This is a genomic window from Zhengella sp., assembly GCF_041397485.1.
Lineage (GTDB): Bacteria > Pseudomonadota > Alphaproteobacteria > Rhizobiales > Rhizobiaceae > Zhengella.
Window position 1 is genome coordinate 251,006 of record NZ_JAWKWO010000006.1, and the last position, 23,254, is coordinate 274,259.

The window sequence follows — 23,254 nt, forward strand, 5'->3', positions numbered from 1 at the left end:
GCCCGAAGTGCCTATCTGGAGTTCATGAACCGAAGACGATTTCTCGCCCTGGCGGCGACCGGAGGACTGGCGGCCGTGGCAGGCACTTTTTCCTGGATGCGCGGTGCGCGTGCCAACCCGTATTATGACGGCCCGGTCAGCGACCATTTCGACGGGCGGACCTTTTTCAACCCCGACGGCATCGAGCCGCGCGGCTTCACCGATCTGTTGCGCTGGCAATTCGGTGGCGGGCGGGCGGCATGGCCCAGGCGCTTCGATCCACCCCATGCGCCCGCAAAGCCGGACGCGCGCGTGAACGGAAGCGGCATGAGGGTGACCATGGTCGGCCATGCCACACTGCTCATTCAGGCCGCGGGCCTCAACATCCTCACCGACCCCGTCTGGTCGGATCGCGCCTCTCCGGTCTCCTTCGCCGGGCCGAAGCGCGTCAATGCGCCGGGCATCGCCTTTTCCGACCTGCCGCCCGTCGACATCGTGCTGCTCACGCACAACCACTACGACCACCTTGACCTGGACACGCTGGCCCGCCTGCATCAGGCCCACGCGCCGCTGGTCATCACCCCGCTCGGCAATGATGCGATCGTCCGGCCTGCGATACCCGGGATGAAGATCATGGCCGGCGACTGGGGCGACCGTGTCCAGGCCGGGGCGGCAAGCATCCACTTCGAACCCTGCCACCACTGGTCGGCGCGCGGCATGACCGACCGGCGCATGGCGCTGTGGGCCGCCTTTGTCATCGAGACACCGGCCGGACGCATCTACCATGTGGGCGACACGGGTTTCCACGATGGACGCAACTATCGCGCGGCGGCCGGGAAACATGGCGGCTTCCGGCTCGCCATCCTGCCCTTCGGCGCCTATGAGCCGCGCTGGTTCATGAAGGGTCAGCACCAGAACCCGTCCGAGGCTGTGGAAGGCTTCCGGCTCGCCAATGCGCAATGGGCCGCCGGCCACCACTGGGGCACGTTCCAGCTCACCGACGAGGCCATCGAGGAGCCGCGCCGGCACCTGCATGCCGCCCTCGATGCCGCGGGCGTGGAGCGCCAACGCTTCCGCCCCATGCTGCCGGGCGAAGTGTTCGATGTGCCGGGCGCAGCGGCTGCGGCCTGAAGGCGGTTTCGCCACCCCTGTGGCCGCTTGCACCGCGCATGACTGGAATTGTGCCGCTGCTTCGGCCATATAGGGCGCGAAGAACGGAGCCAGAAAGCCGATGGCGGCGCCAGCACCCTTTGCGAAGATGAACGGACTGGGCAACCAGATCATCGTGGCCGACATGCGCGGCCGCGCCGACCGGATTGCACCATCGGCCGCACGGGCTTTGGCATCCGATCCGGCAACGGCGTTCGACCAGATCATGGCGGTTCACGATCCCCGCGTCGAAGGCACGGACAACTATATCGAGATCATCAACAGCGACGGCAGCCAGGCGCAGGCCTGCGGCAATGGCACCAGATGCGTCGTCCAGGCGCTGTCCGCCGAGACCGGGCGCACCGCCTTCACCTTCCAGACACTGGCCGGCATCCTGACGGCGCAGGAACATGCCGACGGACTGATCTCGGTGGACATGGGCGTCCCCCGCTTTGGCTGGCGGGATATACCGCTGGCCGAGGAATTTCACGACACCCGCATGATCGAACTGCAGATCGGCCCGATCGACGCGCCCGTGCTGCATTCGCCTTCCGTGGTGTCCATGGGCAATCCGCACGCCATCTTCTGGGTCGATCGCGATGTCTGGTCCTACGATCTGGAGCGCTTCGGGCCACTGCTGGAAAATCACCCGATTTTCCCCGAGCGCGCCAACATTTCCATCGCCCGGATTCATTCACGCACGCAGGTGACGATCCGCACCTGGGAGCGCGGCGCCGGCCTGACACGCGCCTGCGGTTCCGCCGCCTGCGCCACCGCGGTGGCCGCCATTCGCCTGCGCCGCATGGAGCGCGCCGTCACGGTCACCGTTCCGGGCGGGCCGCTCGGCATCGAATGGAACGATGACAACCATGTTGTCATGACCGGCCCCGCCGAATGGGAATTTTCCGGGACGCTGGATCCGGAAACCGGCGCATGGAAACGCGATGCGGAGGGCGCGGCCTGATGGGCGTGGAGATCGTCACATTCGGCTGCCGCCTCAATGCCTACGAGTCGGAGGTCATGAAGCGCGAGGCCGAGGCCGCGGGTCTCGGCACGCTCGAAGGCGGCGCCATCGTCGTCAACACCTGCGCCGTGACGGCGGAGGCCGTGCGGCAGGCCCGCCAGACCATCCGCAAGGCCCGGCGCGAAAATCCGGATGCCCGCATCATCGTCACCGGATGCGCTGCCCAGACCGAGGCGGAAACCTTTGGCGCCATGGGCGAGGTCGACCTCGTCATCGGCAATGACGACAAGCTGAAGGCGCAAAGCTACCGCGCCCTGCCGGAGTTCGGCATCAACGATTTCGAGAAGGTGCGCGTCAACGACATTTTCGAGGTGCGCGAGACGGCGTCCCACATGGTCGACGCCATCGAGGGCCGCGCCCGCGCCTTCGTGCAGGTCCAGAACGGCTGCGACCATCGCTGCACCTTCTGCATCATCCCCTATGGCCGTGGCCATTCGCGGTCCGTGCCCGCAGGCAGCGTGGTGGAACAGGTCAGGCGCCTGGTCGGCAACGGCTATCGCGAGGTCGTCCTGACCGGCGTGGATCTCACCTCATGGGGCGCCGACCTTCCCGGCAGTCCGAAACTCGGCCGTCTCGTCGCTACGATCCTCGCGCAGGTGCCCGATCTCGATCGCCTGCGCCTTTCCTCCATCGATTCCATCGAGGCCGACGACGCCTTGCTGGAAGCCATCGCCACGCAACCGCGCCTGATGCCGCACCTGCATCTCTCGCTGCAGGCTGGCGACGACATGATCCTCAAGCGCATGAAGCGCCGCCATTTGCGCGATGATTCCATACGCTTCTGCGAGGAGATTCGCCGGCTTCGCCCCGACATCGTCTTCGGCGCCGACCTGATCGCCGGTTTTCCCACCGAAACCGACGCCATGTTCGAGAACACGCTGAACCTGGTGGCCGATTGCGGAATCACGCATCTTCATGTCTTTCCCTTCTCCGCGCGCAAGGGCACACCGGCCGCACGCATGCCGCAGGTGGACAAGACGATACGCAAGGCCCGCGCCGCGCGCCTGCGCGAAGCCGGTGACCGTGCCTATGCCGCGCATTTGCAGGCGCGCAGCGGCGCCACCGCGCGCGTACTTGTCGAAAAACCCGGCATTGGCCGCACGGAGGATTTCACCCTGGCGGCCGCCGAAGGCGCGCCGGGCGACATCGTGTCGGTGGCCATCACCGGCCACGACGGGGAAAAACTGCTGACGCGGCCGGCACTGGCCGGCGCGGCATGAGGCGCCAGGCGCAGGAAGCGGGATAACGGCATGGCTCTGGGTTTCATCAAGAAGGTCTTTTCCTTTGGCAAGAAGGAGGTCGAGGACCGCGCCACCGGCGAGGAAGACCGCGTAGCCCCGTCCGCGGGCGATACGCCGGCGCCGGACGAGGCCGCCGAGGCCGCGACGGCGGCAAATGGCGAAAACGCGGCCGCGGCCGAAAGCGACCGCCGGGCCGACGCGGCAGCACCCACGCAGAACGCGCCTGAGCCTGAGCCTGAGCCTGAGCCTGAGCCTGAGCCTGAGCCTGAGCCTGAGCCTGAGCCTGAGCCTGAGCCTGAGCCTGAGCCTGAGCCTGAGCCTGAGCCTGAGCCTGAGCCTGAGCCTGAGAAACCGGTCGCTCTGCCGGAAACGCAAGTCAAGCCCGCGACCGCCGATGGAATGGCGGCAGGCAGGGTGACCGTGTCCAGATCCGTTGAGAGGGTGGCCGCAGCCGCGCCGGAGCCGGAACCGGAAGAAGCCCGTGCGGGGTGGTTCCAGCGCCTGCGCTCCGGCCTGTCCCGCTCGTCGCAAAATCTCACCTCGGGTATTGCCGGTGTCTTTACCAGGCGCAAGCTCGACGAGGATACGCTTCAGGATCTCGAGGACGTTCTGATCCAGGCGGATCTCGGCATCGAGACGGCGATGCGGATCACCGGTACGCTGTCCTCCGGACGTTATGGCCGCGAGGTGAGCGGCGAGGAAGTGCGCACCGTCATGGCGGGCGAAGTGGAGAAGGTGCTCCTGCCGGTCGCCCAACCGCTGGAACTGGACCTCTCGCACAAGCCGCATGTCATTCTGGTCGTTGGCGTCAACGGAACCGGCAAGACCACCACCATCGGAAAGCTGGCCGCCAAGCTCACGCGCGGCGGGCTGAATGTCATGCTGGCGGCAGGCGACACGTTCCGCGCCGCCGCCATCGAACAGCTTCACATCTGGGGCGAGCGCACCGGTGCGCCGGTCGTCTCCTCGAAGCTTGGCGCCGACGCGGCGGGCCTGGCCTATGATGCCTTCGTGAAGGCGAAGGAAGCAGGTGTGGATGTCCTCATCATCGACACCGCCGGCCGCCTGCAGAACAAGGCCGAACTGATGGACGAACTGGCCAAGGTGGTCCGCGTGCTCCAGAAGCATGACCCCGACGCGCCGCATACCGTGCTTCAGACGCTGGACGCCACGACCGGGCAGAACGCCATGAACCAGGTCGAGATCTTCCGCAACGTGGCCGGCGTCAACGGTCTCGTCATGACCAAGCTCGACGGCACCGCGCGCGGCGGCATCCTCGTCGCCATTGCCGCGAAATACCGGCTCCCGGTCTATTTCATCGGCGTGGGCGAGGGCATAGACGATCTCGAACCCTTCGAAGCGAAGGACTTTGCCCGCGCCATCGCCGGCACGGGCTGACGCCCGTTGCAGGGTCGCACTGGCAAAGGCCGCGCCGATCCACTAGGTGAAGGAAGGAACCGGGCATTCCCGCCCGCCAGACCCTTGTATCAAACCACCGGAAGGCCCCCATGTCCGAGCCAGTTTTCGAGCGCGATCCCTCCGATCCGAAGCGCAGGGAAATGAACCCGCTGCTCAAGCTGGCGCTGGAACTGGGCCCGCTCGTTGTGTTTTTCTTCGCCAATTCCCGCGGCGAATGGCTGGCGGCGCGCTTTCCGGCCCTGGCGGATCTGGGTGGCCCGCTCTTCATCGCCACCGGCCTGTTCATGGCTGCCACCGCCATCGCCCTGGGCGTATCGTGGTTGCTGGTGCGCACCCTGCCGATCATGCCGCTGATTTCCGGCGTTATCGTCTTCGTCTTCGGCGGCCTGACCCTGTGGCTGCATGACGAGACCTTCATCAAGATGAAGCCCACCATCGTCAACACGCTGTTCGGCGTGATCCTGCTCGGCGGGCTTGTCTTCGGCAAATCGCTGCTCGGCTATGTCTTCGACAGCGCCTTCCGGCTGGATGCCGAGGGCTGGCGCAAGCTGACCCTGCGCTGGGGGCTCTTCTTCATCTTCCTCGCCGTGGTCAACGAAGCGGTCTGGCGGATGTTCTCCACCGACACCTGGGTCGCTTTCAAGGTCTGGGGCATCATGCCGATCACGCTCGTCTTCACCATGAGCCAGATGCCGCTCATCATGAAACATTCGCTGGAAGAAGCCGGCAGCAAGAGCGGCTGAGCGTCCCGCCGCCACTGTTTCCTATCGGATGCGCCTTGCCGCATGCACCGTGCAGACATGGCCGAGCGAAGCGCCGGAAAGATCGAAACTGCCGACGCAGACACGGTAGCGGTGGCTGCTGGCATCGCCAAAGGGCACGAACACGCTCACCCGTCGCATCTCGCCTGGCCGCATGACCGCTTCATCCGGCCAGATTTCGGCCGCCATGGCCTTTCCGGCCATTGATGAAACGGAAAACACACGCCTGATCGTCCGGCCCGTCGTGTTGCGGCTGACAAGCTGCAATCCGGATTCGGCGGAAAGACTTGCCGGGCTGGCAGCCACGACCGTCAGCGCGGCACGTCCGCGCTCGGGCACCCGGCCGGAAAATTCGACCGTGCCGGAACCGGCCGCCGCCTCTGTCGCAATCAGTCCGGCCGCCAGTATTGCCAGCAGGCCCACCATCCTTGTCTGCCCCGATACCATGCCCGTTTCCCGAATTTATGGTTAACGAAATGTCAACCTGACCCTTCAGGAGATGTGAAGCAAGCAGCATGCCACGGAAAAACGCCGCCGGCAGGAGAACTGCGTCTCCAATTGCGAACTTGCTTTGCAATTTGGAAACACGGTCCGCGCGTGCTGTGCCGCCTTGGCACGGCAATCAGCGTCTCAGATTGGCGCTCTCGCCGGGTGGATTGGTGAACGGCGCACCGCCCTTGCCCTCCTGAACGGCCTTTTCGGCGGCCAGCATCCAGTGCACCGTGGGAAAGGCGATCTCGTCATGGGGTATCTCGTCCCAGCCATAGAGTCCGACCGCTGTGCTCTCCGGCCCAGCCGCGATGGACGGATCGGCAAGGGTGGCACGATAGATGAGCTGTACCTGGCTGATGCGCGGCACCGAATAGATGGCCAGCAGGCTTTCGATCCGGATCGTGGCGCAGGCTTCTTCCATCGCTTCGCGCGCCGCACCGGCTTCCGGCGTCTCCCCCAGTTCCATGTAACCGGCCGGAATGGTCCAGAAGCCCGAACGCGGTTCGATGGCCCGCCGGCACATCAGGATCCGCCCCTCATGGCGCACCACCGCGCCCACGACGATCTTCGGGTTCTGGTAATCCACGAACCCGCAATGGCCGCAGATATTGCGTTCCACGCTGTCGCCATCGGGCACCAGCTTGCGAAAGGAAATGGGAAGCTCGCCGTTCATTCGGCCAACTTAGGCCGGAACGGAAATTTTGGAAGCCGAACCGGAGAAAAATCAGTCCGCCGCCAGCGCCTTCTCGATTTCCGGCATCAGCCGGCTGCGAACGCTGTCGGGTGTGAACGGGCCGGTCTGCTTCCACAGGATCGTGCCGTCCTTGCCCACCAGATAGGTCTCCGGCACGCCATAGACACCCCAGTTGATGGCCGCGCGCCCCGTCTGGTCGACGCCCAGCCGCGTGAAGGGATTGCCGAGATCGGCCAGGAAGGCGCGTGCCTGCCCCGGCTTGTCCTTGTAGTTCAGCCCGACGATCTCGAACCGGCCATCCTTCGCCAGGTCCATCAGCAGCGGGTGTTCCTGCCGGCAGGGTACGCACCACGACGCCCAGACATTGACCAGCGAAACCCGCCCCTTCAGCACCTCGGTCGAAAATCCGGGCAGACCCACGCCTTCCAGTGGCGGCAGGTCGGTTTCGGGTGCCTTCGTGCCGATCAGCACGGAGGGCACGATGGACGCATCCTTGCCGGAAAGAAGCTGCATGAGGAAGACGCCGGAGAGCGCCACGAACAGCACCAGCGGCAGGATGAAAACCCAGCGGCGCGGCCTTGTGCCGCTGTCACGCGCTTCGCCTTGCTCGCTCATCGGTGCCTCAACCCTTGTCGGAGCGGCGGCGAACGCCACGCGCTTCCAGTTCCGACAGTTCACGCCGGCGTGCCCGCATGTCGGCGATGATCCACAGGCCGAGCCCGCCCAGCACGAGGACGGACATGGCATAGGCTGCAAGGACATAGGCCGCGTGGCTCATGACGGTCGGTTCCTCAAGCGTCGGCCCGGCGCGCGGCCATGCGGCGCATGGCGATGACCCGGCGGCGCCAGATTTCGGTCCGCATCGCCATCATGTGCAGGCCGAAGAACAGCACGGTGAAGGCAAGCGCCATCACCATCAGCGGCCACAGCATGGAGGGATCGATGGTCGGTCCGTCCATCCGGAAGACAGCAGCGGGCTGGTGCAGCGTGTTCCACCAGTCGACGGAAAACTTGATGATGGGAATGTTGATGAACCCGACCAGCGTGACGATGGCGGCCGCGCGGGCCGCCTTGGCCGGATCGTCCATGGCGCGGGTCAGCGCGATGACGCCCAGATACATCAGGAACAGGATGAACACCGACGTCAGCCGTGCATCCCAGACCCACCAGGTGCCCCACATCGGCTTGCCCCAGACCGAACCGGTGAACAGGGCGAGAAAGGTGAAGGCCGCGCCGATGGGCGCGGCGGCCTTGGCGGACACGTCGGCCAGCGGATGCCGCCAGACCAGGGTACCGACCGAGGAGAGCGACATGACCGTGTAGCACATCATGGAAAGCCATGCGAAAGGCACATGGATATACATGATCTGCACGGTAATGCCCTGCTGGTAATCCTCCGGCGCCGTGAACGACATCCACAGTCCCACCGCCAGCAGCACGCCGGCAATGCCGAGCAGCCACGGGATCAGCACATCGGCCAGCCCGATGAAGCGGGTCGGGTTGGCAAGCCTTGTAAACCATCCGGCCTTGGCATCCGGGAGTGTCTGTGTCTCGCTCATGCCGTTTACATATAGGCTTTGATGCATGCCGGCAATTGATTGCGGTCAACCATGCCGTTCAAATTTCCGCGTCATTCCGTCCCGCCCTTCAGGGCCGCGCCTGCGGCGACCGGGCCCAGCACCGCGAAGAACAGGGTCAGCGCCGACAGGATCAGGAAAGGGGGCCAGAACGGGTCCGGATCATTGACCGCGCCATAGGCGGCCGACACGCCGAAGATCAGCACCGGTATGACAAAGGGCAGGATCAGGACCGAGACGAGCAGTCCGCCACGCGGCAGCGCCACGGCCACTGCCGCGCCCACGGCGCCGATGAAGGTGATGGCCGGCGTTCCCGCCGCCAGCGTCAGCGTGGCCGCGCCGATACCCACGGGCGTCATGTTCATGAACAGGCCGAGCAGCGGCGCGGCGATGACCAGCGGCAGCACGCTCGCCGTCCAGTGCGCCACGCATTTCACGAAGACCGTCAGCGCCAGCATATGCCGGTCGCGCGCGATGATGATGAGGTCGAGCGCGCCATCCTCACGGTCGGCCTGGAACAGCCGGTCGAGGCCGAGCAGGGCGGCCAGAAGCGCGCCGATCCAAAGGATGGCCGGCCCGATCCGCGCCAGCAGGTTGAGGTCGGGACCGACTCCGAAGGGGATGACGGCAACGACGGCCAGATAGAACAGCAGGCCGACCAGCGCGCCGCCTCCGGCGCGCACGCCAAGCCGCAGGTCGCGGATGAAAAGGGCTAGCATCGGGTCGTGTGCTCCGCCATGTCGAGGGTCCGGACGTTTTCCAGCCCCAGGGGGATATGCGTTGCCGCGATGATCATGCCGCCATCATCCATGTGCGCTTCCATCAGCGCGGCGAATTGCCGTTCGGATGCCTTGTCGAGGCCCGCCGTCGGTTCGTCAAGCAGCCAGACCGGACGATAGGAAACGAGCAGCTTGGCAATGGCGATGCGGCGACGCTGGCCGGTGGACAGATAGCCGAAAGGCAGGTGGCCGATCGTTTCCAGCCCCACCATCTCCAGGGCTTCCTCGACGGGCAGATGCGCGTGGCCGTGAAAGCTTTGCCAGAAGTCCAGGTTCTCGCGCACTGACAGCGCCGCCTTCATGGCGTTCTGGTGTCCCAGGTAGTGAAGCGCGGCTTCCAGCGTCGGGAATTCGTCCGGCGCCGCCTCCAGCCGCACCTCGCCCTCCGCCGGTTCGAGCAGGCCCGCGATCACCCGCAGCATGGTGGATTTGCCCGATCCGTTCGGACCGGTGACGACAATTCCCTCTCCCGCGCCAAGCGAAATGTCGACACCGGAGAAGATGATCTCGCCGCCGCGCTCGCCGGCAAGTCCGCTCGTAACAAGGCGCATGGAAGTCCCTTTTTCCCCTGGGGCAGCGCGGTTGTCCGGTGGTGGATGCTGCAGCGCCCGAAATATGCCTTTGGTTGGTCTGGCGTCCTTTTACAAAATTCCCTATAAGCCCGGCAACCATGCCAGCGGCCGGCGTGGCAACCCTTTTTGCGCCGTACCCGGAAGCCTTTTGCATGCCAGCAGGTTTTCGCGGGGCCGGACAGCGGAAATGGCCGCACCCGCACCTTCCCGACCCGCCTTTGCGCGGCTAAAGAGGCGTCCGCCCCGTTCGGCAGAATGAATGAGAACGAGGTCGCACGTGTCCAAGTCACTCGACAGCTTCAATTGCCGCCGTACCCTGACGGCCGCCGGCAAGGAATACGTCTACTATGATCTGAAAGAGGCCGAGAAGAACGGTCTTGATGGCGTTTCCCGCCTGCCCTTCTCGATGAAGGTGCTGTTGGAAAACCTGCTGCGCAACGAGGACGGACGCTCCGTCACCAAGGCCGACATCGAGGCCGTTGCCGCCTGGCTCGACGACAAGGGGACCGCCGGCCACGAGATTGCCTATCGCCCGGCCCGCGTGCTGATGCAGGACTTCACCGGCGTTCCCGCCGTCGTTGACCTGGCTGCCATGCGCGACGGCATCAAGGCGCTCGGTGGCGATCCCCAGAAGATCAACCCGCTGGTTCCCGTCGACCTGGTCATCGACCACTCGGTCATCGTCGACGAGTTCGGCAACCCGAATGCCTTCGCCCGCAACGTGGAGCTGGAATACCAGCGCAACGGCGAGCGCTACCGCTTCCTCAAGTGGGGCCAGCAGGCATTCAAGAATTTCCGCGTCGTGCCGCCCGGCACCGGCATCTGCCATCAGGTGAACCTGGAATATCTCGGCCAGACGGTCTGGACGAAGGATGAGGACGGCGCAACGGTCGCCTATCCGGATACCTGCGTGGGCACCGATTCCCACACCACCATGATCAACGGCCTGGGCGTTCTCGGTTGGGGCGTCGGCGGCATCGAGGCGGAAGCCGCCATGCTGGGCCAGCCGGTCTCCATGCTGCTTCCGGAAGTCATCGGCTTCAAGCTGACTGGCAAGCTGAAGGAAGGCGTCACCGCCACCGACCTTGTGCTCACCGTCGTCCAGATGCTGCGCAAGAAGGGCGTGGTCGGCAAGTTCGTCGAATTCTTCGGCGACGGCCTCGATCACCTGACGCTGGCCGACGCGGCGACGATTGCCAACATGGGCCCGGAATACGGCGCCACCTGCGGCTTCTTCCCCGTCGATTCCGAAACGCTGAACTACCTGACCATGACCGGCCGCACGCAGGACCGCATTGCGCTGGTCGAGGCCTACAGCAAGGCACAGGGCATGTTCCGCGAGACCGGCTCCTCCGAACCCGTCTTCACCGACACGCTGGAACTCGATCTTGGCGACGTCGTGCCCTCCATGGCCGGCCCGAAGCGCCCCGAGGGCCGCATCGCGCTGGAAAAGATCGGCGAGGGTTTCCGTCAGGCCTTCACCGCCGAATACAAGAAGGACGCCGGAGAGATCGACAGGCGGTACGAGGTCGAGGGCGAGGATTACGATCTCGGCCACGGCGATGTCGCCATCGCCGCCATCACGTCCTGCACCAACACGTCCAACCCTTCGGTGCTGATCGGCGCCGGCCTGCTGGCGCGCAATGCCAACCGGCTCGGCCTGAAGCAGAAGCCCTGGGTCAAGACCTCGCTGGCGCCCGGTTCGCAGGTCGTCGGCGAATATCTGGAAAAGTCCGGCCTCCAGGCCGAACTCGACAGGATCGGCTTCAACCTTGTCGGCTTCGGCTGCACCACCTGCATCGGCAATTCCGGTCCACTGCCGGCGCCGATCTCCAGGACGATCAATGACAAGGGCCTGATCGCCGCCGGCGTCCTGTCGGGCAACCGCAACTTCGAGGGCCGCATCTCGCCGGATGTCCAGGCCAACTACCTGGCTTCGCCGCCGCTGGTTGTTGCCTATGCGCTGGCCGGCACGGTGAACATCGACCTGACGAGCGAGCCGATCGGCCAGGACAAGGACGGCAAGGACGTCTTCCTCAAGGACATCTGGCCGACCAACCAGGAGATCCAGGAGTTCATCCAGAAGAACGTCACCCGCGAACTGTTCGAATCGAAATATGCCGACGTGTTCAAGGGCGACGAGAACTGGCAGGCGGTGCAGGCGCCCGCTGGCGAGACCTATGCCTGGGACGATGCCTCGACCTATGTGCAGAACCCGCCCTATTTCGCCGGCATGGAAAAGTCGGCCGGCCAGGTGTCCGACATCAAGGGCGCGCGCATTCTCGGTCTCTTCGGCGACAAGATCACCACCGACCACATTTCCCCGGCCGGTTCGATCAAGGCGCAATCCCCGGCCGGCAAGTACCTGCTGGACAATGGCGTCAACGTGGCCGACTTCAACCAGTACGGCACGCGCCGTGGCAACCACGAAGTGATGATGCGCGGCACCTTCGCCAATATCCGCATCCGCAACTTCATGCTGGGCGAGAACGGCCAGGAAGGCGGCTACACAATCCACTATCCGTCCAAGGAAGAGCTGTCGATCTATGACGCCGCCATGCGCTACCGCGAGGAAGGCGTGCCGCTGGTCGTCTTCGCCGGCGGCGAATACGGCAATGGTTCGTCGCGCGACTGGGCGGCCAAGGGCACCAATCTTCTGGGCGTGCGCGCCGTCATCGCCGAGAGCTACGAGCGTATCCACCGCTCCAATCTCGTCGGCATGGGCGTCATTCCCTTCGTCTTCACCGGTGGCGACACCTGGAAGTCGCTGGGCCTGAAGGGTGACGAGACGGTCTCCATCGAGAACCTGCAAGGCATCAAGCCGCGCCAGACCGTGCCGGCCACGATCACCTTCGCCGATGGTTCGACAAAGACGATCGAGCTGCTCTGCCGCATCGATACGCTGGATGAACTGGACTACTACAAGAACGGTGGCATCCTGCAATATGTGCTGCGGGATCTCGCGGCCTGATCCGAAAGGCCGGTCAGACTTCGAAAACGACCGCCGGAACCTGTGTTCCGGCGGTTTTTTCATGCCTGCTGCGGGGAGGCTCAAAAGGAACTCGCGTGAAAGTGAGTTTTCATTGAATGTCAGGGAAACTATGACCAAGGATGAGCCGCCGGTGACCGGCCGCATGGGACATGAAGGAGGCACGCGCCGCCGTGAGAAGGATTCTGCTCTCAGCCCTGTTTGCATTGCTTGCAGCCGTACCGGCTTCGGGCGGCGAAAAACCCGAGGCGGTCGTGGAACTCTTCACCAGCCAGGGCTGCTCCTCCTGCCCCGCGGCCGATGCCTATCTGGGCGAACTGGCGCAGCGTGACGGCGTGATAGCGCTGGCCTGGCATGTCGATTACTGGGACTATCTCGGCTGGAAGGACACCTTGGGCGCGCCGGGTAACACCGCCCGCCAGGAGGCCTATCGCCGGGCTCTGGGGAACATGTCGAAATACACGCCCCAGATGATCATCAATGGCCGCCATGACGTGGTTGGCTCCCATCGCAAGGAAGCCGAAACGGCCATGGCGCGCACCGCCGCGTCCATCGAAGTGCCGGTATCGGTATCCCGGTCCGATGGCACGATCCGTATTCGCGTTGCGCGCGGCGCGCCCGCCAAGGCGAATGTGCTTCTGGTCTGCTATGCGCCGCCGCAGACAGTTTCGGTACGCAAGGGCGAAAATCGCGGCCGCGACATCACCTATTGGAACGCTGTGACCGGCTGGCAGACCGCGGGCATGTGGCATGGCGACGCCATGGATATCGAACTGCCCATGTCGTCCCTGTCCATCCAAGCTGGTGGCGGATGCGCCGCATTGCTGCAGGAAATGGCCGGCGGGGTGGGCCCCGGTGCGATTATCGGCGCCGCGTCCATCGCTTTCGGGACGACGGGCAGCATCCGCCAGAACAGATATTGAGGATCTGCCGCGTGATGAACGGTCCGGGACGGGGTGTTGCCGAGGTTGGTCCGGCCAAATGACGGCCGTGGGCGGGGGGCTTGGGGGTTACAGCCGCTATCGGGCCGGACCGTCTCAGGCAACGGGCACAGCGTCGGTTCCGTTTGCGGCCTCAGCTTGTCCGGAAAGCGGCGAAAAGGTGGCCGGCCTTTCACGAATTTCGAACGATCTGTATCAGTAGTTCATAAATCAAAGTGATGAATTGCGCCCACGCGTCACCGGACGGCAAGTCTTGCAATTGTCCGGACGAGGCGGCAGGCTGTCACGAAACGGTTACAAAGGAGCGGTCATGGACAATCAGGGCGCGGCAGGAGGTTCTTCCGAAGCATCCAATCTGGTGGCGCTGCATGAGGTCCGGCGGCAGCGCCACCCGCAAACGGTCACCTTTCATCGCACCGAGCTCGGGCGTATTCTCAACATCTACAGTTTCATGGTGGCGGCCAACGAATGGCGCGATTATGCCATCGACCACCTGGCCGACCGCGCCGTCTTTTCCGTCTACAAGCGCTCCAGTGAGGCCCCTCTTTTCCAGATCGTCAAGGAACCGAAACGCGCCTCACGCCAGGGTGCCTGGTCCGTTCTCAATGCAGCCGGCGTGACCTTGAAACGCGGTCACGACCTCGAGCGCGTCCTCTCGGTTTTCGACAAGCCCCTCAAACTGGTCAAGGGCTGACACGCACGGCCTTCAGACCGGCGGCGTGGAACGCCCGCCATTCAGCGCCCGTTGCATCAGCGCCGTGTCGAGCCAGCGTCCGTGCTTGAAACCGGATCCGGAAATCCGGCCGCATGAGACGAAGCCTTGGGATTCGTGCAGCGCGATCGACGCGCGATTGTTTTCCGCATCGCCGATGACCGCGAGAACCTGGCGGAAACCGGCCGCGCGACAAGCCTCCACCAGACCGGCCAGCAATACGCGCCCCACGCCACGCCCCTTCGCGTCCGGCGCCACGTATATGGAATCCTCCACCATGAAGCGATAGGCCGGGCGCGGCCGGAACGCCGCCGCATAGGCATAGCCGAGCACGGTGCCGGCTTCGTCTTCCGCCGTCAGCCAGGGGAAGCCGCCGCCGGCAACCGCTTCGAAACGGCGTCCCATCTCGGCAAGGTCGGGCGGTTCGGTTTCGTAGGATGCCGTTCCGTGGCGGACCGCATCGGCATAGATGGCCTGGAAAGCCGGCACGTCGGCGGGCATGGCGGGACGCACAACAGGCATGGCAAACATCCGCTATCGTTGGGGAACGATCTGTGCCACCCGCCAGGCAAAAAGAAAAGGGCGGCTTGCGGGCCGCCCTTGTTCAATTCGCAAGGCCTGCGGTCACTCGCGATTGCCGAGGAACTGCAGCAGGAACATGAACAGGTTGATGAAGTCGAGATAGAGACGCAACGCGCCCATGATAGCCTTGCGGCCGGCCACGAGAGCACCGTCGCCCTCGTAATACATTTCCTTGATCTGCTGCGTGTCATAGGCCGTCAGTCCGGCGAACACGAGAACGCCGATCACGGAAATGGCGAACTGCAGCGCCGACGAGCCAAGGAAGATGTTGACCACCGAAGCGATGATGATGCCGAACAGGCCCATGATCAGGAACGAGCCCATGCCCGAAAGGTCGCGCTTGGTCGTGTAACCATAAAGCGAGAGGGCGCCGAAGGCCGATGCCGTGATGAAGAAGGTACGCACGATCGACGTCTGCGTGTAGACGAGGAAGATCGTCGACAGCGACAGGCCGACCAGCGCGGCATAGACCCAGAAGGTCGTTTGCGCGGCGGCAACGCTCATCTTGTTGATGCGGAAGGACAGGAAGAACACCAGCCCGAGCGGGGCGAGCATGACCACCCACTTCAGCGGGCTGACGAAAAGCAGCTGGCCGAACTGGGTCAGTTGTCCGTCCTGGACCGCGAAATTGAAACCGCCCCATGCAGCCAGGCCGGTAATCGCCAGGCCAAGCGCCATGAGGTTGTAGACCTTGAGCATGTAGGAGCGGAGCCCCTCGTCGATGGAGGCGTCGGCATGGGTCTGCACGCCGGATCGCATCTGGTAATTGCGAAGATCAGCCATGGATATCCTCTTTGCTACTGTTCCGTCGGGTGTCGGGACTGACTTAACCAGCCATGCTCCCAGGCGCCGCTGGCGGAACTCCAGCATGCCTGTGGATAATATGAGTTGTCGCACACGCCTGTACAAGTCCCGTCCGCAGGCTCGGGGGAACAAACATGCGTGAATTTCTTCCCTTCGGTTGCAAACCGGGCGTTAACCCTGATTTTCCGTTTGCCTACAGCGTCCTGAGCACCGGTGCGGCCTTGTGACCCAGCACCCGCCAGGTGCCGATGAGCCCGAACCCCACCGTCAGCACCAGGGCCACCGCCAGGGTCGTCACGGCGACGTCAGGCAGGAAGGCCGATTGCAGGTTCATGATCCGCGAGACCACGGCCCAGGCAGCCAGTCCGCCCGCCGCAAGCGCAAATGCGGCGGTTGCAAGACCGATCATGGCGTATTCAAGGCTGAACGCGCCGATCAGGTCCCGCCGCGTCGCGCCCAGCATTTTCAGCACGACCGCATCATGCACGCGGGCCCGGTTGGACGCGGCCAGCGCGCCTGAAAGCACGAGTACCGAGGCTATCAGCGCCACGGAGGCCGCTGCGCGTATGGCAAGGGCAAGCTGGCTCACCACACGGTCGACCACGTCGAGCGCATCCTTCACCCGCACCGTGGTAACGGCCGGGAAAGCGCGGGTGACGGCGTTGAGAAGCTGCGCCTCATCGGCCGCGCTGGCATCCGCGTCGGTGAGCGTCGCCAGCCAGGCATGTGGCGCGCCGGCCAGCGTGTTGGGCGAAAAGACCATGACGAAATTGATTCCGAGCGATTCCCAGGCCACTTCGCGCAGGTTGGCGATTCGCGCGGTCACGTTGCGGCCCAGGACATTGACGGTCACCGTGTCGCCGGTTTTCAGGCCGATCTCGCCTGCTTCTTCCGCCGAGAAGGAAACCAGCGGTTCGCCGGAATAGTCCTCCGGCCACCACTCGCCCTCCACCAGCCGCGAGTTTTCCGGTACCCGCTGCGAATAGGTCAGCCCGCGGTCTCCGCGCAACACCCATTCGCCCTCCGGCGGCACGTCGATTTCCCGCACATCCGTGCCGTTCAGTGCCACGATATAGCCGCGCAGCATCGGAACCCGGACAAGCTTGCCCTCCGATTCGCGTTCGATCAGGTCGGCAAACCGGTCGACATCGTTGCTCTGGATGTCCACGAAGAAGAAGTTCGGCGCCCGCTCCGGCAGGGAACCGGTGATCTGGTTGCGCAGGTTGCCGTCGATCAGCGCCAGTGCCACCAGCAATGTCAGGCCCAGGCCCAGCGAAAGCACGACAGAGGGTGTCAGCGCGCCCGGACGATGGATATTGCCGATGGCCAGCCTCAGCGGCGTTGACCGGACGACCGGCGCGCGGCGCGCCAGCGCCTGAACGCCCACGGCCACCACACGCAGCACGATGAAGGCCGCGGCCACGGAAGCCAGGAAGCCGGCGGCCAGCACCCGGCTGTCGGAAGACCAGATCGCAAGGCCCGCCAGAAGCGCCAGCGCAATGGCAGCGGCCGCCAGATAGGCCGGGCGCGGCCATCCGGCGCCATCCAGCCCCAATTCGCGAAACAGTGCGGTCGCCGGTACGTCACGCGCACGGCCCAGCGGAACGAGAGCGAACGCGATCGTCACCAGGAATCCGAACAAGGCTGCCATTCCCAGTGCGCCGGGATAGAAACCGCCCGTCACCGGAACAGGGATGATCGCCCCCAGCGCATGGCCGGCGGCCAGCGGCATGGCCGCCGCGATCACGAGCCCGATGGCAATGCCCACCGTGGCAATCAGCAGGATCTGGACGAGATAGACGCTGAACACGAAGGCGCCCGGCGCACCGAGGCACTTGAACGTGGCGATCACGCCCCGCTTGGAGTCGAGATAGGAGCGCACCGCATTGCCCACGCCGACACCGCCCACCACCAGCGCTGTCAGCCCGACAAGCGTCAGGAATTGCGAGAAACGCTCGATATTCGATGCCAGAGCAGGTGCCGCATTGGCGCTGTCACGGATCGACCAGCCCGCTTCGGGAAACCGGCTCGCAGCTTCGCCGCGGATCGCATCGATTCGCGCCGGCGCGGCGTCCGCGCCCAGGTCGATCTTGTAATCATGCTCCACCAGGCTGCCCGGCTGGATCAGCCCGGACGCGCGCAAGGCGTCAATCGAGACCATGAAGCGTGGCGCGAAGCCGAAACCGCCGGAAATGAGATCGGGTTCCGTGACGATTCGCGCGCGCAATTCGAACGTGGCATTGCCAAGTTCCACCCGGTCACCCAGCGACAGACCGAGCCGCTCCATCAGCAAATCGGCGACGGCCGCGCCATGGGCGCCGTCATGGTATCCGAACAGCGCCGCCTCCCCCGGCGCCGGCTCGGTGACCAGCGTCCCGGCCAGCGGATAGGCGCCGTCCACCGCCTTCACCTCCGCAAGCGTCTGGTCGCTGCCGTCGGGCAGGCGCACCATGGAGCGCATTTCCGCACTGTGGGAAACCCGGCCGAGGCTTTCCAGATAGGCACGTTCCTCCACCGAGGCCTCGCGCTGGTTCAGCCGGAAGCGCATGTCGCCACCGAGCAGCGTGCGGCCTTCCGCCGTCACGCCGGCGGTGATGGACTGGGCCACGGAGTTCACACCGCCGATAGCGCCGGCGCCGAGCGCAATACAGGCCAGAAAGATGGCAAAGCCCGACAGGCCGCCACGCATCTCCCGAAGGGAAAACCGCCAGGCCAGCGAAAGCGTGCGCATCATGGTCATGCCCGGTGCCTCACGCGCTCTGCTGCGCCGGCGCTGCGCCGGTCATGGTCTCGATCCGGCCCGAATGCATGGCCACCTGCCGCGTGCAGCGCGCCGCCAGCGACGGATCGTGCGTCACAAGCGCCAGCGTCATGCCGCGCGAGCGCGCGGTTTCGAACAGCAGATCGGCCACCGCCCCGCCGGTCCGCTCGTCGAGATTTCCCGTCGGTTCGTCGGCGATCACGATGGCCGGTTCCGGCGCCAGCGCCCGCGCAATGGCCACGCGCTGCTGCTCGCCGCCCGACAATTCCCCCGGATAATGGGTCAGCCGCTCGCCAAGACCGACGGCGGCCAGTTCCTTGCGTGCCACCTCGAAGGCGTCGCGCCGGCCGGCCAGTTCCAATGGCACCGCGACATTTTCCAGCGCCGTCATGTTGGGAATAAGGTGAAACGACTGGAAGACGATGCCGATATTGCGGCCGCGAAACTCGGCCACGGCATCCTCGTTCTTGTCGTGGATCGTGGTCCCGGCGATGCGCACGCTTCCCGCATCGATACGCTCCAGCCCGCCGATGACCATCAGCAATGTCGATTTGCCCGAACCCGACGGGCCGACGATACCGACGGTTTCACCGGCTGCAATGGTGAGGTCGATGCTCTTGAGGACATGGACGCGGGAGGCTCCGCTTCCCAGCGTCAGCGAAACACCGGAAAGCGCGATGGCGGGTTGGGTCACGGCGAAACAGTCCTATATTGCTGGAACGACAACGGATGATCTTCGACATATGGGATTGGACGCATGCTGTTCAAAGGCTGGTTACGGATTGTTGCGCTTCTCGGTTCTGTGTTGCTTGCCGGAGCCGGGACGGTTCTTGCCGGTCCCGTCAAGATCGTGGGCTTCGGCGACAGCCTGATGGCGGGGTACCAGCTTGCACCCGACGACGGCTTCACCGGGCAGCTTGAGGATGCCCTCAGGCAGTCCGGCCACGATGTCTCCGTCATCAATGCCGGCGTGTCCGGCGACACATCCAGCGGCGGCCTCTCGCGGCTCGACTGGTCGGTCCCCGACGATGCCGACCTCGTCATTCTGGAACTGGGCGCCAACGATGCCTTGCGTGGCATCGATCCGGCCGTCACACGCAGTAATCTTGACGCGATGATTGCAAGGCTGAAGGAGCGCAAAATTGCCGTCCTGCTTGCCGGAATGCTGGCGCCACCCAACATGGGCGAGGCCTATGCATCGGATTTCAATCGCATCTTTCCTGAACTTGCGGAAAAGCACGGCATCCCGTTGCATCCCTTCTTCCTTGATGGGGTGGCCGCCCGCAAGGATCTGCTTCTGGCAGACGGAATGCACCCCAATCCGCAAGGCGTGGCGGTCATGGTGGAGCGTATCCTGCCTGCCGTGAAGAATGCCCTTGCCGCCGATGGCGGGCAGCAGGGCTGAGCTTGTCAGCGGAGCGGCAAGCGGTCCGGCCGCGGCCGCGCCGGATGGGATGGCAGAGGGATTCCGCCGCGATGCGGGCAGCAGGCCTGCGGCATGGTAACGGCCGGGACATGGGGATGATGCGTGCCGGTCATCGAAGGCTCAGCCACCTTTTTGCGCGTCGGGATTGCGATTCGCAGCCTAGGGCACGTTTGCGATGTTTTTGCGGCAGCGCAACATTATCTTTTGCACTGCAATATACGGTTCGGGAAATTAAGCCCTTGCCCTGTCACCGGTTCGGTGATTCGCTGACCATACGAGACCGAATCGGGGAGGTTAGCCATGCCGCGACTTTTCACCGCCCTCGAGATACCGCGTGATGCGGCCATGTCCGTTTCGCTTCTGCGCGGTGGATTGCCCGGCGCCCGCTGGATCGATGTCGAGAATTATCACATCACGCTGCGCTTTTTCGGCGATGTCGAGCATCATGTGGCCGACATGATCGTCAACGAACTCGACCGCATCCACCGGCCGGCTTTCCAGCTTCAACTGGCCGGGGTTGGCGCTTTCGGCTCGAAGAAGCCGCATTCCATCCATGTCAATGTCGCCGCATCGCCGGACCTGGCGGCGCTTCAGGCGGAGATCGAGCGGCGCTGCCAGCGCCTCGGCCTGCCGCCGGATGCCCGCAAGTTCGTTCCCCATGTCACGGTTGCGCGCCTGAAAAACGCCAAGCCCGGCGAAGTTGCCGCCTGGCTCTCGGCACGCGGGAATTTCGCAGCGACGCCCTTCAAGGTCGGCCGCTTCGTGCTCATGTCCTCGCGCGATTCGGTCGGCGGCGGACCCTATGTGATTGAGGAAGCCTGGCCGCTGGCCGGTTCGGCATCGCACCCGCTGCGCCATTCCAACCTGTCGATGAGCATGCCGGCCGCAAGCTGGACAGGCCGCTAGGCATGGCCGGCGGCTGCCAGGTCGCCGGATGGGCCCGCTCTGCGGCCGCGTCCGGTTGAATCCCCGCCGCTCTCCGCTAACTGCGGGATTTGCGGTCACGGAACAGCGGACGAGGAGACGAAGCGATGGCCAAACCCGTTCTTGCCGAAAGTGAAATCGACCTCGCCCTGGTCGACCTCCAGGGCTGGCAACGCGACGAAACCGGAAAGGCCATTGTCAGGACATTCCGCTTCGCCGATTTTTCCCAGGCCTTCGGCTTCATGGCGCGGGCGGCGCTGGCGGCGGAAAAACTCGATCACCACCCGGAATGGTCCAACGTCTACAACAAGGTGACGGTGCGCCTGACGACCCATGATTCTGGTGGAATAACCGAACTGGATATCAGCCTGGCAACCCGCATCAACGCGTTGTGAAGCAGGCCGCGATCGCCCCGCAGCCTTGCGGCAGCATGCCGCATGCCCCACATGTATGGCGACAAGACACGGGAGCATGACCGATGGACGAAGCGCGAATCGGCGAAATCCTCGAGCCCGGCAGCGAAGACCAGCAGCAGCGCCGGGCGGAGCGCGTGCGGGCCCGTTTCTGGGCGACGGCCCGGCGGGCCGCGCGCCAGATCCCGTTCATGGATGAGGTGGTCGCCGCCTATTTCTGCGCCATGGACCCGAAGACGCCGATGAAGGTGCGCGGCATCCTGCTTGGCGCGCTGGCCTATTTTGTCTTTCCGCTCGACACGATTCCCGACCTTCTGGCGCTTGTCGGATTTTCAGACGATATCGCCGTCCTGACCGCCGCCTTCGCCATGGTCCGTTCGCATATCACGCCGGCGCACCGGGAGGCGGCAAGACGGGCACTGCGCGAACATCCCGATGTCGCCCGAGGCGCGCAGGAAAACCCCGCCAAGCCCGGCATCGAGATCGACGGCTGATTGGCTCGCAACGGGTTCGAGCCGCTCAGCCGGCCGGCCCGTCGATCGCTCCATCCTCTTCCAGCGCCTTGCGCAAGCGGTTGAAGGCCAGCCTGATCCGCGATTTCACGGTTCCCATCGGCAGGTTCTCGGCCTCCGCGATCTGCGTATGGGTCATGCCGAGAAAGAAGGCCATCTGGATCAGCTTGCGCTGCTCGTCCGGCAGGACGGTCAGCACGGCCCGCACCCGGTCGTCGCGTTCCGCCGCGTCGAGCTGTTCGTCCGCCTGTTCCGGCGCCTCCGGCCAGAGAAACGGGTCATCGGGATCGAGAAGATGCGAACGGTCGCGGCGAATCGCGTCGATACGCCGGTTGCGGGCAATTCGGAACAGCCAGGTGGAAAGCGAGGACTTGGCCGGGTCGAAAAGACCGGCCTTGTGCCAGAGCACTGCCATCACGTCCTGTGCCATCTCCTCGGCCTGCGCGCCGTCCAGGCCAAGCTTCTGAAGATAGGCGTTGATGCGCGGCGCAAAGTGCCGGAACAGCTGCCCGAAGGCTGCCTTGTCCCGCTTTTCCGCGACCAGTCCGGCAAGCCGGGCAAATTCTTCTGCATTACTCACGGGTGCGCGACCGGTGTTTCCGTCTCTCTGGCGCAGACGGTAGATGTCACGCGTCCGCTCGCGACCAACCTAGCGACTTGGCCTGTCACGGCAAGACGCTAAATTTTCGAACAGGCCATTCACTGCCGCTGGCGGCTTGCGGCTCCAGCCAAACTCTTGCCTTTTTCTGCGGGTTCTTATCTTTTCAGCGGGTCGCGGGGTTGTGGGGCCTGGCAGGGCGGGCGGTTTCGCCTTTTTTGTAGCGGCGGCCGCACCAGCCTTTACAGTTTGGTAACCCCGTTTCCTTCAAATTGCAGGCAAACAGAGCAGACATGCGGCCGCAGGTCGGCAACTGGGAAAAAATGGAAATGGCGGCAATGTACGGATTGAAGACGACACTGGCGACACTGACCCTGCTGGCAGCAGTGCTGCCGGCGCACGCGCAAAGCCCGGTCAAGCTGTCGCAGCACACCGCGTGGGGCACCTATGCCTATGACAGCAACCAGGGCAAGGTTTGCTATGTGCTGTCGGTTCCGGAGTCCAAGGAACCCACCAACCTGGATCACGGCGACATCTATTTCTTCGTGTCCATGAAACCGGGAGAGAATGTCTCCTACGAGCCCCAGTTCATCACCTCCTACGCCATGAAGGAAGGCTCGAAGGTGCAGGTCACGATCGATGGCAAGGCCTTCTCCATGTTCGTGCGCGGCAAGTCGGGCTGGCTGGAAAACGCAGCCGAGGAACCGCAGCTCGTCGCTGCCATGAAGGCTGGCGCGAAGATGAAGGTGGACGCCGTCTCCGGCCGGGGCAACGATACCCACTACTTGTTCTCGCTGTCGGGCATCACCGCGGCGCTGAACTCGATTTCGAGCTGCAAGTAACGCTTGACGCAGCAACCGGAAGCTTCTCGAAAGGCCGGGCATCAGCCCGGCCATTCGCCGTTT

At 64.5% G+C, this 23,254-nt stretch carries 25 protein-coding genes; 13 read left to right on the plus strand and 12 right to left on the minus strand.

Features of this window, described 5'->3' with window-relative positions:
* Positions 1–24: 24 nt before the first annotated feature.
* The 5 genes from R3D65_RS18280 (at position 25) to R3D65_RS18300 (ending at position 5,555) form a co-directional block, all read left to right on the plus strand.
* Positions 25–1,110, plus strand: coding sequence for an MBL fold metallo-hydrolase (locus tag R3D65_RS18280; protein WP_371276715.1), 1,086 nt, complete (start codon positions 25–27; stop codon positions 1,108–1,110).
* A 100-nt stretch (positions 1,111–1,210) separates the two neighbouring features.
* Positions 1,211–2,092: a diaminopimelate epimerase gene (dapF, locus tag R3D65_RS18285; RefSeq protein ID WP_371276716.1), complete on the plus strand. Its 882-nt coding sequence runs from the start codon at positions 1,211–1,213 to the stop codon at positions 2,090–2,092.
* Complete coding sequence (mtaB, locus tag R3D65_RS18290) at positions 2,092–3,372, plus strand: tRNA (N(6)-L-threonylcarbamoyladenosine(37)-C(2))-methylthiotransferase MtaB (protein WP_371276847.1); 1,281 nt, start codon at positions 2,092–2,094, stop codon at positions 3,370–3,372. The genes dapF and mtaB overlap by 1 nt, the downstream gene beginning before the upstream one ends.
* A 30-nt stretch (positions 3,373–3,402) precedes the next feature.
* Positions 3,403–4,791: a signal recognition particle-docking protein FtsY gene (gene ftsY / locus R3D65_RS18295; RefSeq protein ID WP_371276717.1), complete on the plus strand. Its 1,389-nt coding sequence runs from the start codon at positions 3,403–3,405 to the stop codon at positions 4,789–4,791.
* 110 nt (positions 4,792–4,901) lie between these two features.
* Positions 4,902–5,555 carry a septation protein A gene (locus R3D65_RS18300; protein WP_371276719.1) on the plus strand — a complete coding sequence of 218 codons (654 nt, stop codon included), beginning with the start codon at positions 4,902–4,904 and terminating at the stop codon, positions 5,553–5,555.
* A gap of 21 nt (positions 5,556–5,576) precedes the next feature.
* Here the strand turns inward: R3D65_RS18300 and R3D65_RS18305 are convergent, their stop codons facing one another.
* From R3D65_RS18305 to ccmA, 7 genes are all read right to left on the minus strand, one after another.
* Positions 5,577–6,020: a hypothetical protein gene (locus tag R3D65_RS18305; protein ID WP_371276720.1), complete on the minus strand. Its 444-nt coding sequence runs from the start codon at positions 6,018–6,020 to the stop codon at positions 5,577–5,579.
* A 175-nt stretch (positions 6,021–6,195) separates the two neighbouring features.
* Complete coding sequence (locus tag R3D65_RS18310) at positions 6,196–6,738, minus strand: NUDIX domain-containing protein (protein ID WP_371276721.1); 543 nt, start codon at positions 6,736–6,738, stop codon at positions 6,196–6,198.
* Between the two features lie 51 nt (positions 6,739–6,789).
* The gene (locus R3D65_RS18315; RefSeq protein ID WP_371276722.1) at positions 6,790–7,374 is read right to left on the minus strand and encodes a DsbE family thiol:disulfide interchange protein; all 585 of its coding nucleotides are present in this window, start codon (positions 7,372–7,374) and stop codon (positions 6,790–6,792) included.
* Positions 7,375–7,381: 7 nt separating this feature from the next.
* A complete protein-coding gene (gene ccmD / locus R3D65_RS18320) occupies positions 7,382–7,537 on the minus strand; it encodes a heme exporter protein CcmD (protein ID WP_371276723.1) in 156 nt (51 codons plus the stop codon).
* Between the two features lie 13 nt (positions 7,538–7,550).
* On the minus strand, positions 7,551–8,318 hold the full coding sequence (ccmC, locus tag R3D65_RS18325; RefSeq protein ID WP_371276724.1) for a heme ABC transporter permease CcmC: 768 nt from the start codon (positions 8,316–8,318) through the stop codon (positions 7,551–7,553).
* Between the two features lie 71 nt (positions 8,319–8,389).
* Positions 8,390–9,055, minus strand: coding sequence for a heme exporter protein CcmB (gene ccmB / locus R3D65_RS18330; RefSeq protein ID WP_371276725.1), 666 nt, complete (start codon positions 9,053–9,055; stop codon positions 8,390–8,392).
* Positions 9,049–9,666, minus strand: a complete 618-nt coding sequence (gene ccmA / locus R3D65_RS18335) for a heme ABC exporter ATP-binding protein CcmA (RefSeq protein ID WP_371276726.1) — start codon at positions 9,664–9,666, stop codon at positions 9,049–9,051. Before ccmA ends, ccmB begins: the two co-directional genes overlap by 7 nt.
* A gap of 298 nt (positions 9,667–9,964) precedes the next feature.
* Between ccmA and acnA the strand changes: the two genes are divergently transcribed.
* The 3 genes from acnA to R3D65_RS18350 all read left to right on the plus strand — a co-directional run bounded on the left by acnA (position 9,965) and on the right by R3D65_RS18350 (position 14,311).
* Positions 9,965–12,658, plus strand: a complete 2,694-nt coding sequence (gene acnA, locus R3D65_RS18340) for an aconitate hydratase AcnA (protein ID WP_371276848.1) — start codon at positions 9,965–9,967, stop codon at positions 12,656–12,658.
* Between the two features lie 191 nt (positions 12,659–12,849).
* On the plus strand, positions 12,850–13,599 hold the full coding sequence (locus R3D65_RS18345; RefSeq protein ID WP_371276727.1) for a DUF1223 domain-containing protein: 750 nt from the start codon (positions 12,850–12,852) through the stop codon (positions 13,597–13,599).
* 328 nt (positions 13,600–13,927) lie between these two features.
* On the plus strand, positions 13,928–14,311 hold the full coding sequence (locus R3D65_RS18350; protein ID WP_371276728.1) for a DUF2794 domain-containing protein: 384 nt from the start codon (positions 13,928–13,930) through the stop codon (positions 14,309–14,311).
* Between the two features lie 12 nt (positions 14,312–14,323).
* Here R3D65_RS18350 and R3D65_RS18355 read toward each other — a convergent pair whose 3' ends face one another.
* From R3D65_RS18355 to R3D65_RS18370, 4 genes are all read right to left on the minus strand, one after another.
* Positions 14,324–14,851, minus strand: a complete 528-nt coding sequence (locus R3D65_RS18355) for an N-acetyltransferase family protein (RefSeq protein WP_371276729.1) — start codon at positions 14,849–14,851, stop codon at positions 14,324–14,326.
* A 102-nt stretch (positions 14,852–14,953) separates the two neighbouring features.
* A complete protein-coding gene (locus tag R3D65_RS18360) occupies positions 14,954–15,694 on the minus strand; it encodes a Bax inhibitor-1/YccA family protein (protein ID WP_371276730.1) in 741 nt (246 codons plus the stop codon).
* 214 nt (positions 15,695–15,908) lie between these two features.
* Positions 15,909–18,455 carry an ABC transporter permease gene (locus R3D65_RS18365; RefSeq protein WP_371276731.1) on the minus strand — a complete coding sequence of 849 codons (2,547 nt, stop codon included), beginning with the start codon at positions 18,453–18,455 and terminating at the stop codon, positions 15,909–15,911.
* 10 nt (positions 18,456–18,465) lie between these two features.
* Positions 18,466–19,170, minus strand: a complete 705-nt coding sequence (locus R3D65_RS18370) for an ABC transporter ATP-binding protein (protein ID WP_371276732.1) — start codon at positions 19,168–19,170, stop codon at positions 18,466–18,468.
* 63 nt (positions 19,171–19,233) lie between these two features.
* Between R3D65_RS18370 and R3D65_RS18375 the strand changes: the two genes are divergently transcribed.
* From R3D65_RS18375 to R3D65_RS18390, 4 genes are all read left to right on the plus strand, one after another.
* Positions 19,234–19,881: an arylesterase gene (locus R3D65_RS18375; RefSeq protein WP_371276733.1), complete on the plus strand. Its 648-nt coding sequence runs from the start codon at positions 19,234–19,236 to the stop codon at positions 19,879–19,881.
* A 321-nt stretch (positions 19,882–20,202) separates the two neighbouring features.
* The gene (gene thpR, locus R3D65_RS18380; protein WP_371276734.1) at positions 20,203–20,808 is read left to right on the plus strand and encodes an RNA 2',3'-cyclic phosphodiesterase; all 606 of its coding nucleotides are present in this window, start codon (positions 20,203–20,205) and stop codon (positions 20,806–20,808) included.
* A gap of 125 nt (positions 20,809–20,933) precedes the next feature.
* Positions 20,934–21,221, plus strand: coding sequence for a 4a-hydroxytetrahydrobiopterin dehydratase (locus R3D65_RS18385; protein WP_371276736.1), 288 nt, complete (start codon positions 20,934–20,936; stop codon positions 21,219–21,221).
* Positions 21,222–21,304: 83 nt separating this feature from the next.
* On the plus strand, positions 21,305–21,733 hold the full coding sequence (locus R3D65_RS18390) for a YkvA family protein (RefSeq protein WP_371276737.1): 429 nt from the start codon (positions 21,305–21,307) through the stop codon (positions 21,731–21,733).
* Between the two features lie 25 nt (positions 21,734–21,758).
* On the opposite strand, the gene R3D65_RS18395 is transcribed toward R3D65_RS18390, so the two are convergent.
* On the minus strand, positions 21,759–22,331 hold the full coding sequence (locus R3D65_RS18395; protein WP_371276739.1) for a sigma-70 family RNA polymerase sigma factor: 573 nt from the start codon (positions 22,329–22,331) through the stop codon (positions 21,759–21,761).
* A 356-nt stretch (positions 22,332–22,687) separates the two neighbouring features.
* On the opposite strand from R3D65_RS18395, the gene R3D65_RS18400 reads away from it, so the two are divergent.
* Complete coding sequence (locus R3D65_RS18400; RefSeq protein ID WP_371276740.1) at positions 22,688–23,191, plus strand: invasion associated locus B family protein; 504 nt, start codon at positions 22,688–22,690, stop codon at positions 23,189–23,191.
* Positions 23,192–23,254: the final 63 nt, after the last annotated feature.

Coding starts and splice junctions, on each gene's coding strand:
- ftsY (WP_371276717.1), top strand. CDS start 3,403: ATGGCTCTGGGTTTCATCAAGAAGGTCTTTTCCTTTGGCAAGAAGGAG.
- ccmD (WP_371276723.1), bottom strand. CDS start 7,537: ATGAGCCACGCGGCCTATGTCCTTGCAGCCTATGCCATGTCCGTCCTC.
- R3D65_RS18310 (WP_371276721.1), bottom strand. CDS start 6,738: ATGAACGGCGAGCTTCCCATTTCCTTTCGCAAGCTGGTGCCCGATGGC.
- ccmA (WP_371276726.1), bottom strand. CDS start 9,666: ATGCGCCTTGTTACGAGCGGACTTGCCGGCGAGCGCGGCGGCGAGATC.
- mtaB (WP_371276847.1), top strand. CDS start 2,092: ATGGGCGTGGAGATCGTCACATTCGGCTGCCGCCTCAATGCCTACGAG.
- R3D65_RS18280 (WP_371276715.1), top strand. CDS start 25: ATGAACCGAAGACGATTTCTCGCCCTGGCGGCGACCGGAGGACTGGCG.
- dapF (WP_371276716.1), top strand. CDS start 1,211: ATGGCGGCGCCAGCACCCTTTGCGAAGATGAACGGACTGGGCAACCAG.
- R3D65_RS18305 (WP_371276720.1), bottom strand. CDS start 6,020: ATGGTATCGGGGCAGACAAGGATGGTGGGCCTGCTGGCAATACTGGCG.
- R3D65_RS18300 (WP_371276719.1), top strand. CDS start 4,902: ATGTCCGAGCCAGTTTTCGAGCGCGATCCCTCCGATCCGAAGCGCAGG.
- R3D65_RS18375 (WP_371276733.1), top strand. CDS start 19,234: ATGCTGTTCAAAGGCTGGTTACGGATTGTTGCGCTTCTCGGTTCTGTG.
- R3D65_RS18365 (WP_371276731.1), bottom strand. CDS start 18,455: ATGACCATGATGCGCACGCTTTCGCTGGCCTGGCGGTTTTCCCTTCGG.
- R3D65_RS18400 (WP_371276740.1), top strand. CDS start 22,688: ATGTACGGATTGAAGACGACACTGGCGACACTGACCCTGCTGGCAGCA.
- ccmB (WP_371276725.1), bottom strand. CDS start 9,055: ATGCTAGCCCTTTTCATCCGCGACCTGCGGCTTGGCGTGCGCGCCGGA.
- R3D65_RS18360 (WP_371276730.1), bottom strand. CDS start 15,694: ATGGCTGATCTTCGCAATTACCAGATGCGATCCGGCGTGCAGACCCAT.
- ccmC (WP_371276724.1), bottom strand. CDS start 8,318: ATGAGCGAGACACAGACACTCCCGGATGCCAAGGCCGGATGGTTTACA.
- R3D65_RS18355 (WP_371276729.1), bottom strand. CDS start 14,851: ATGCCTGTTGTGCGTCCCGCCATGCCCGCCGACGTGCCGGCTTTCCAG.
- R3D65_RS18385 (WP_371276736.1), top strand. CDS start 20,934: ATGGCCAAACCCGTTCTTGCCGAAAGTGAAATCGACCTCGCCCTGGTC.
- R3D65_RS18350 (WP_371276728.1), top strand. CDS start 13,928: ATGGACAATCAGGGCGCGGCAGGAGGTTCTTCCGAAGCATCCAATCTG.
- R3D65_RS18390 (WP_371276737.1), top strand. CDS start 21,305: ATGGACGAAGCGCGAATCGGCGAAATCCTCGAGCCCGGCAGCGAAGAC.
- R3D65_RS18315 (WP_371276722.1), bottom strand. CDS start 7,374: ATGAGCGAGCAAGGCGAAGCGCGTGACAGCGGCACAAGGCCGCGCCGC.
- thpR (WP_371276734.1), top strand. CDS start 20,203: ATGCCGCGACTTTTCACCGCCCTCGAGATACCGCGTGATGCGGCCATG.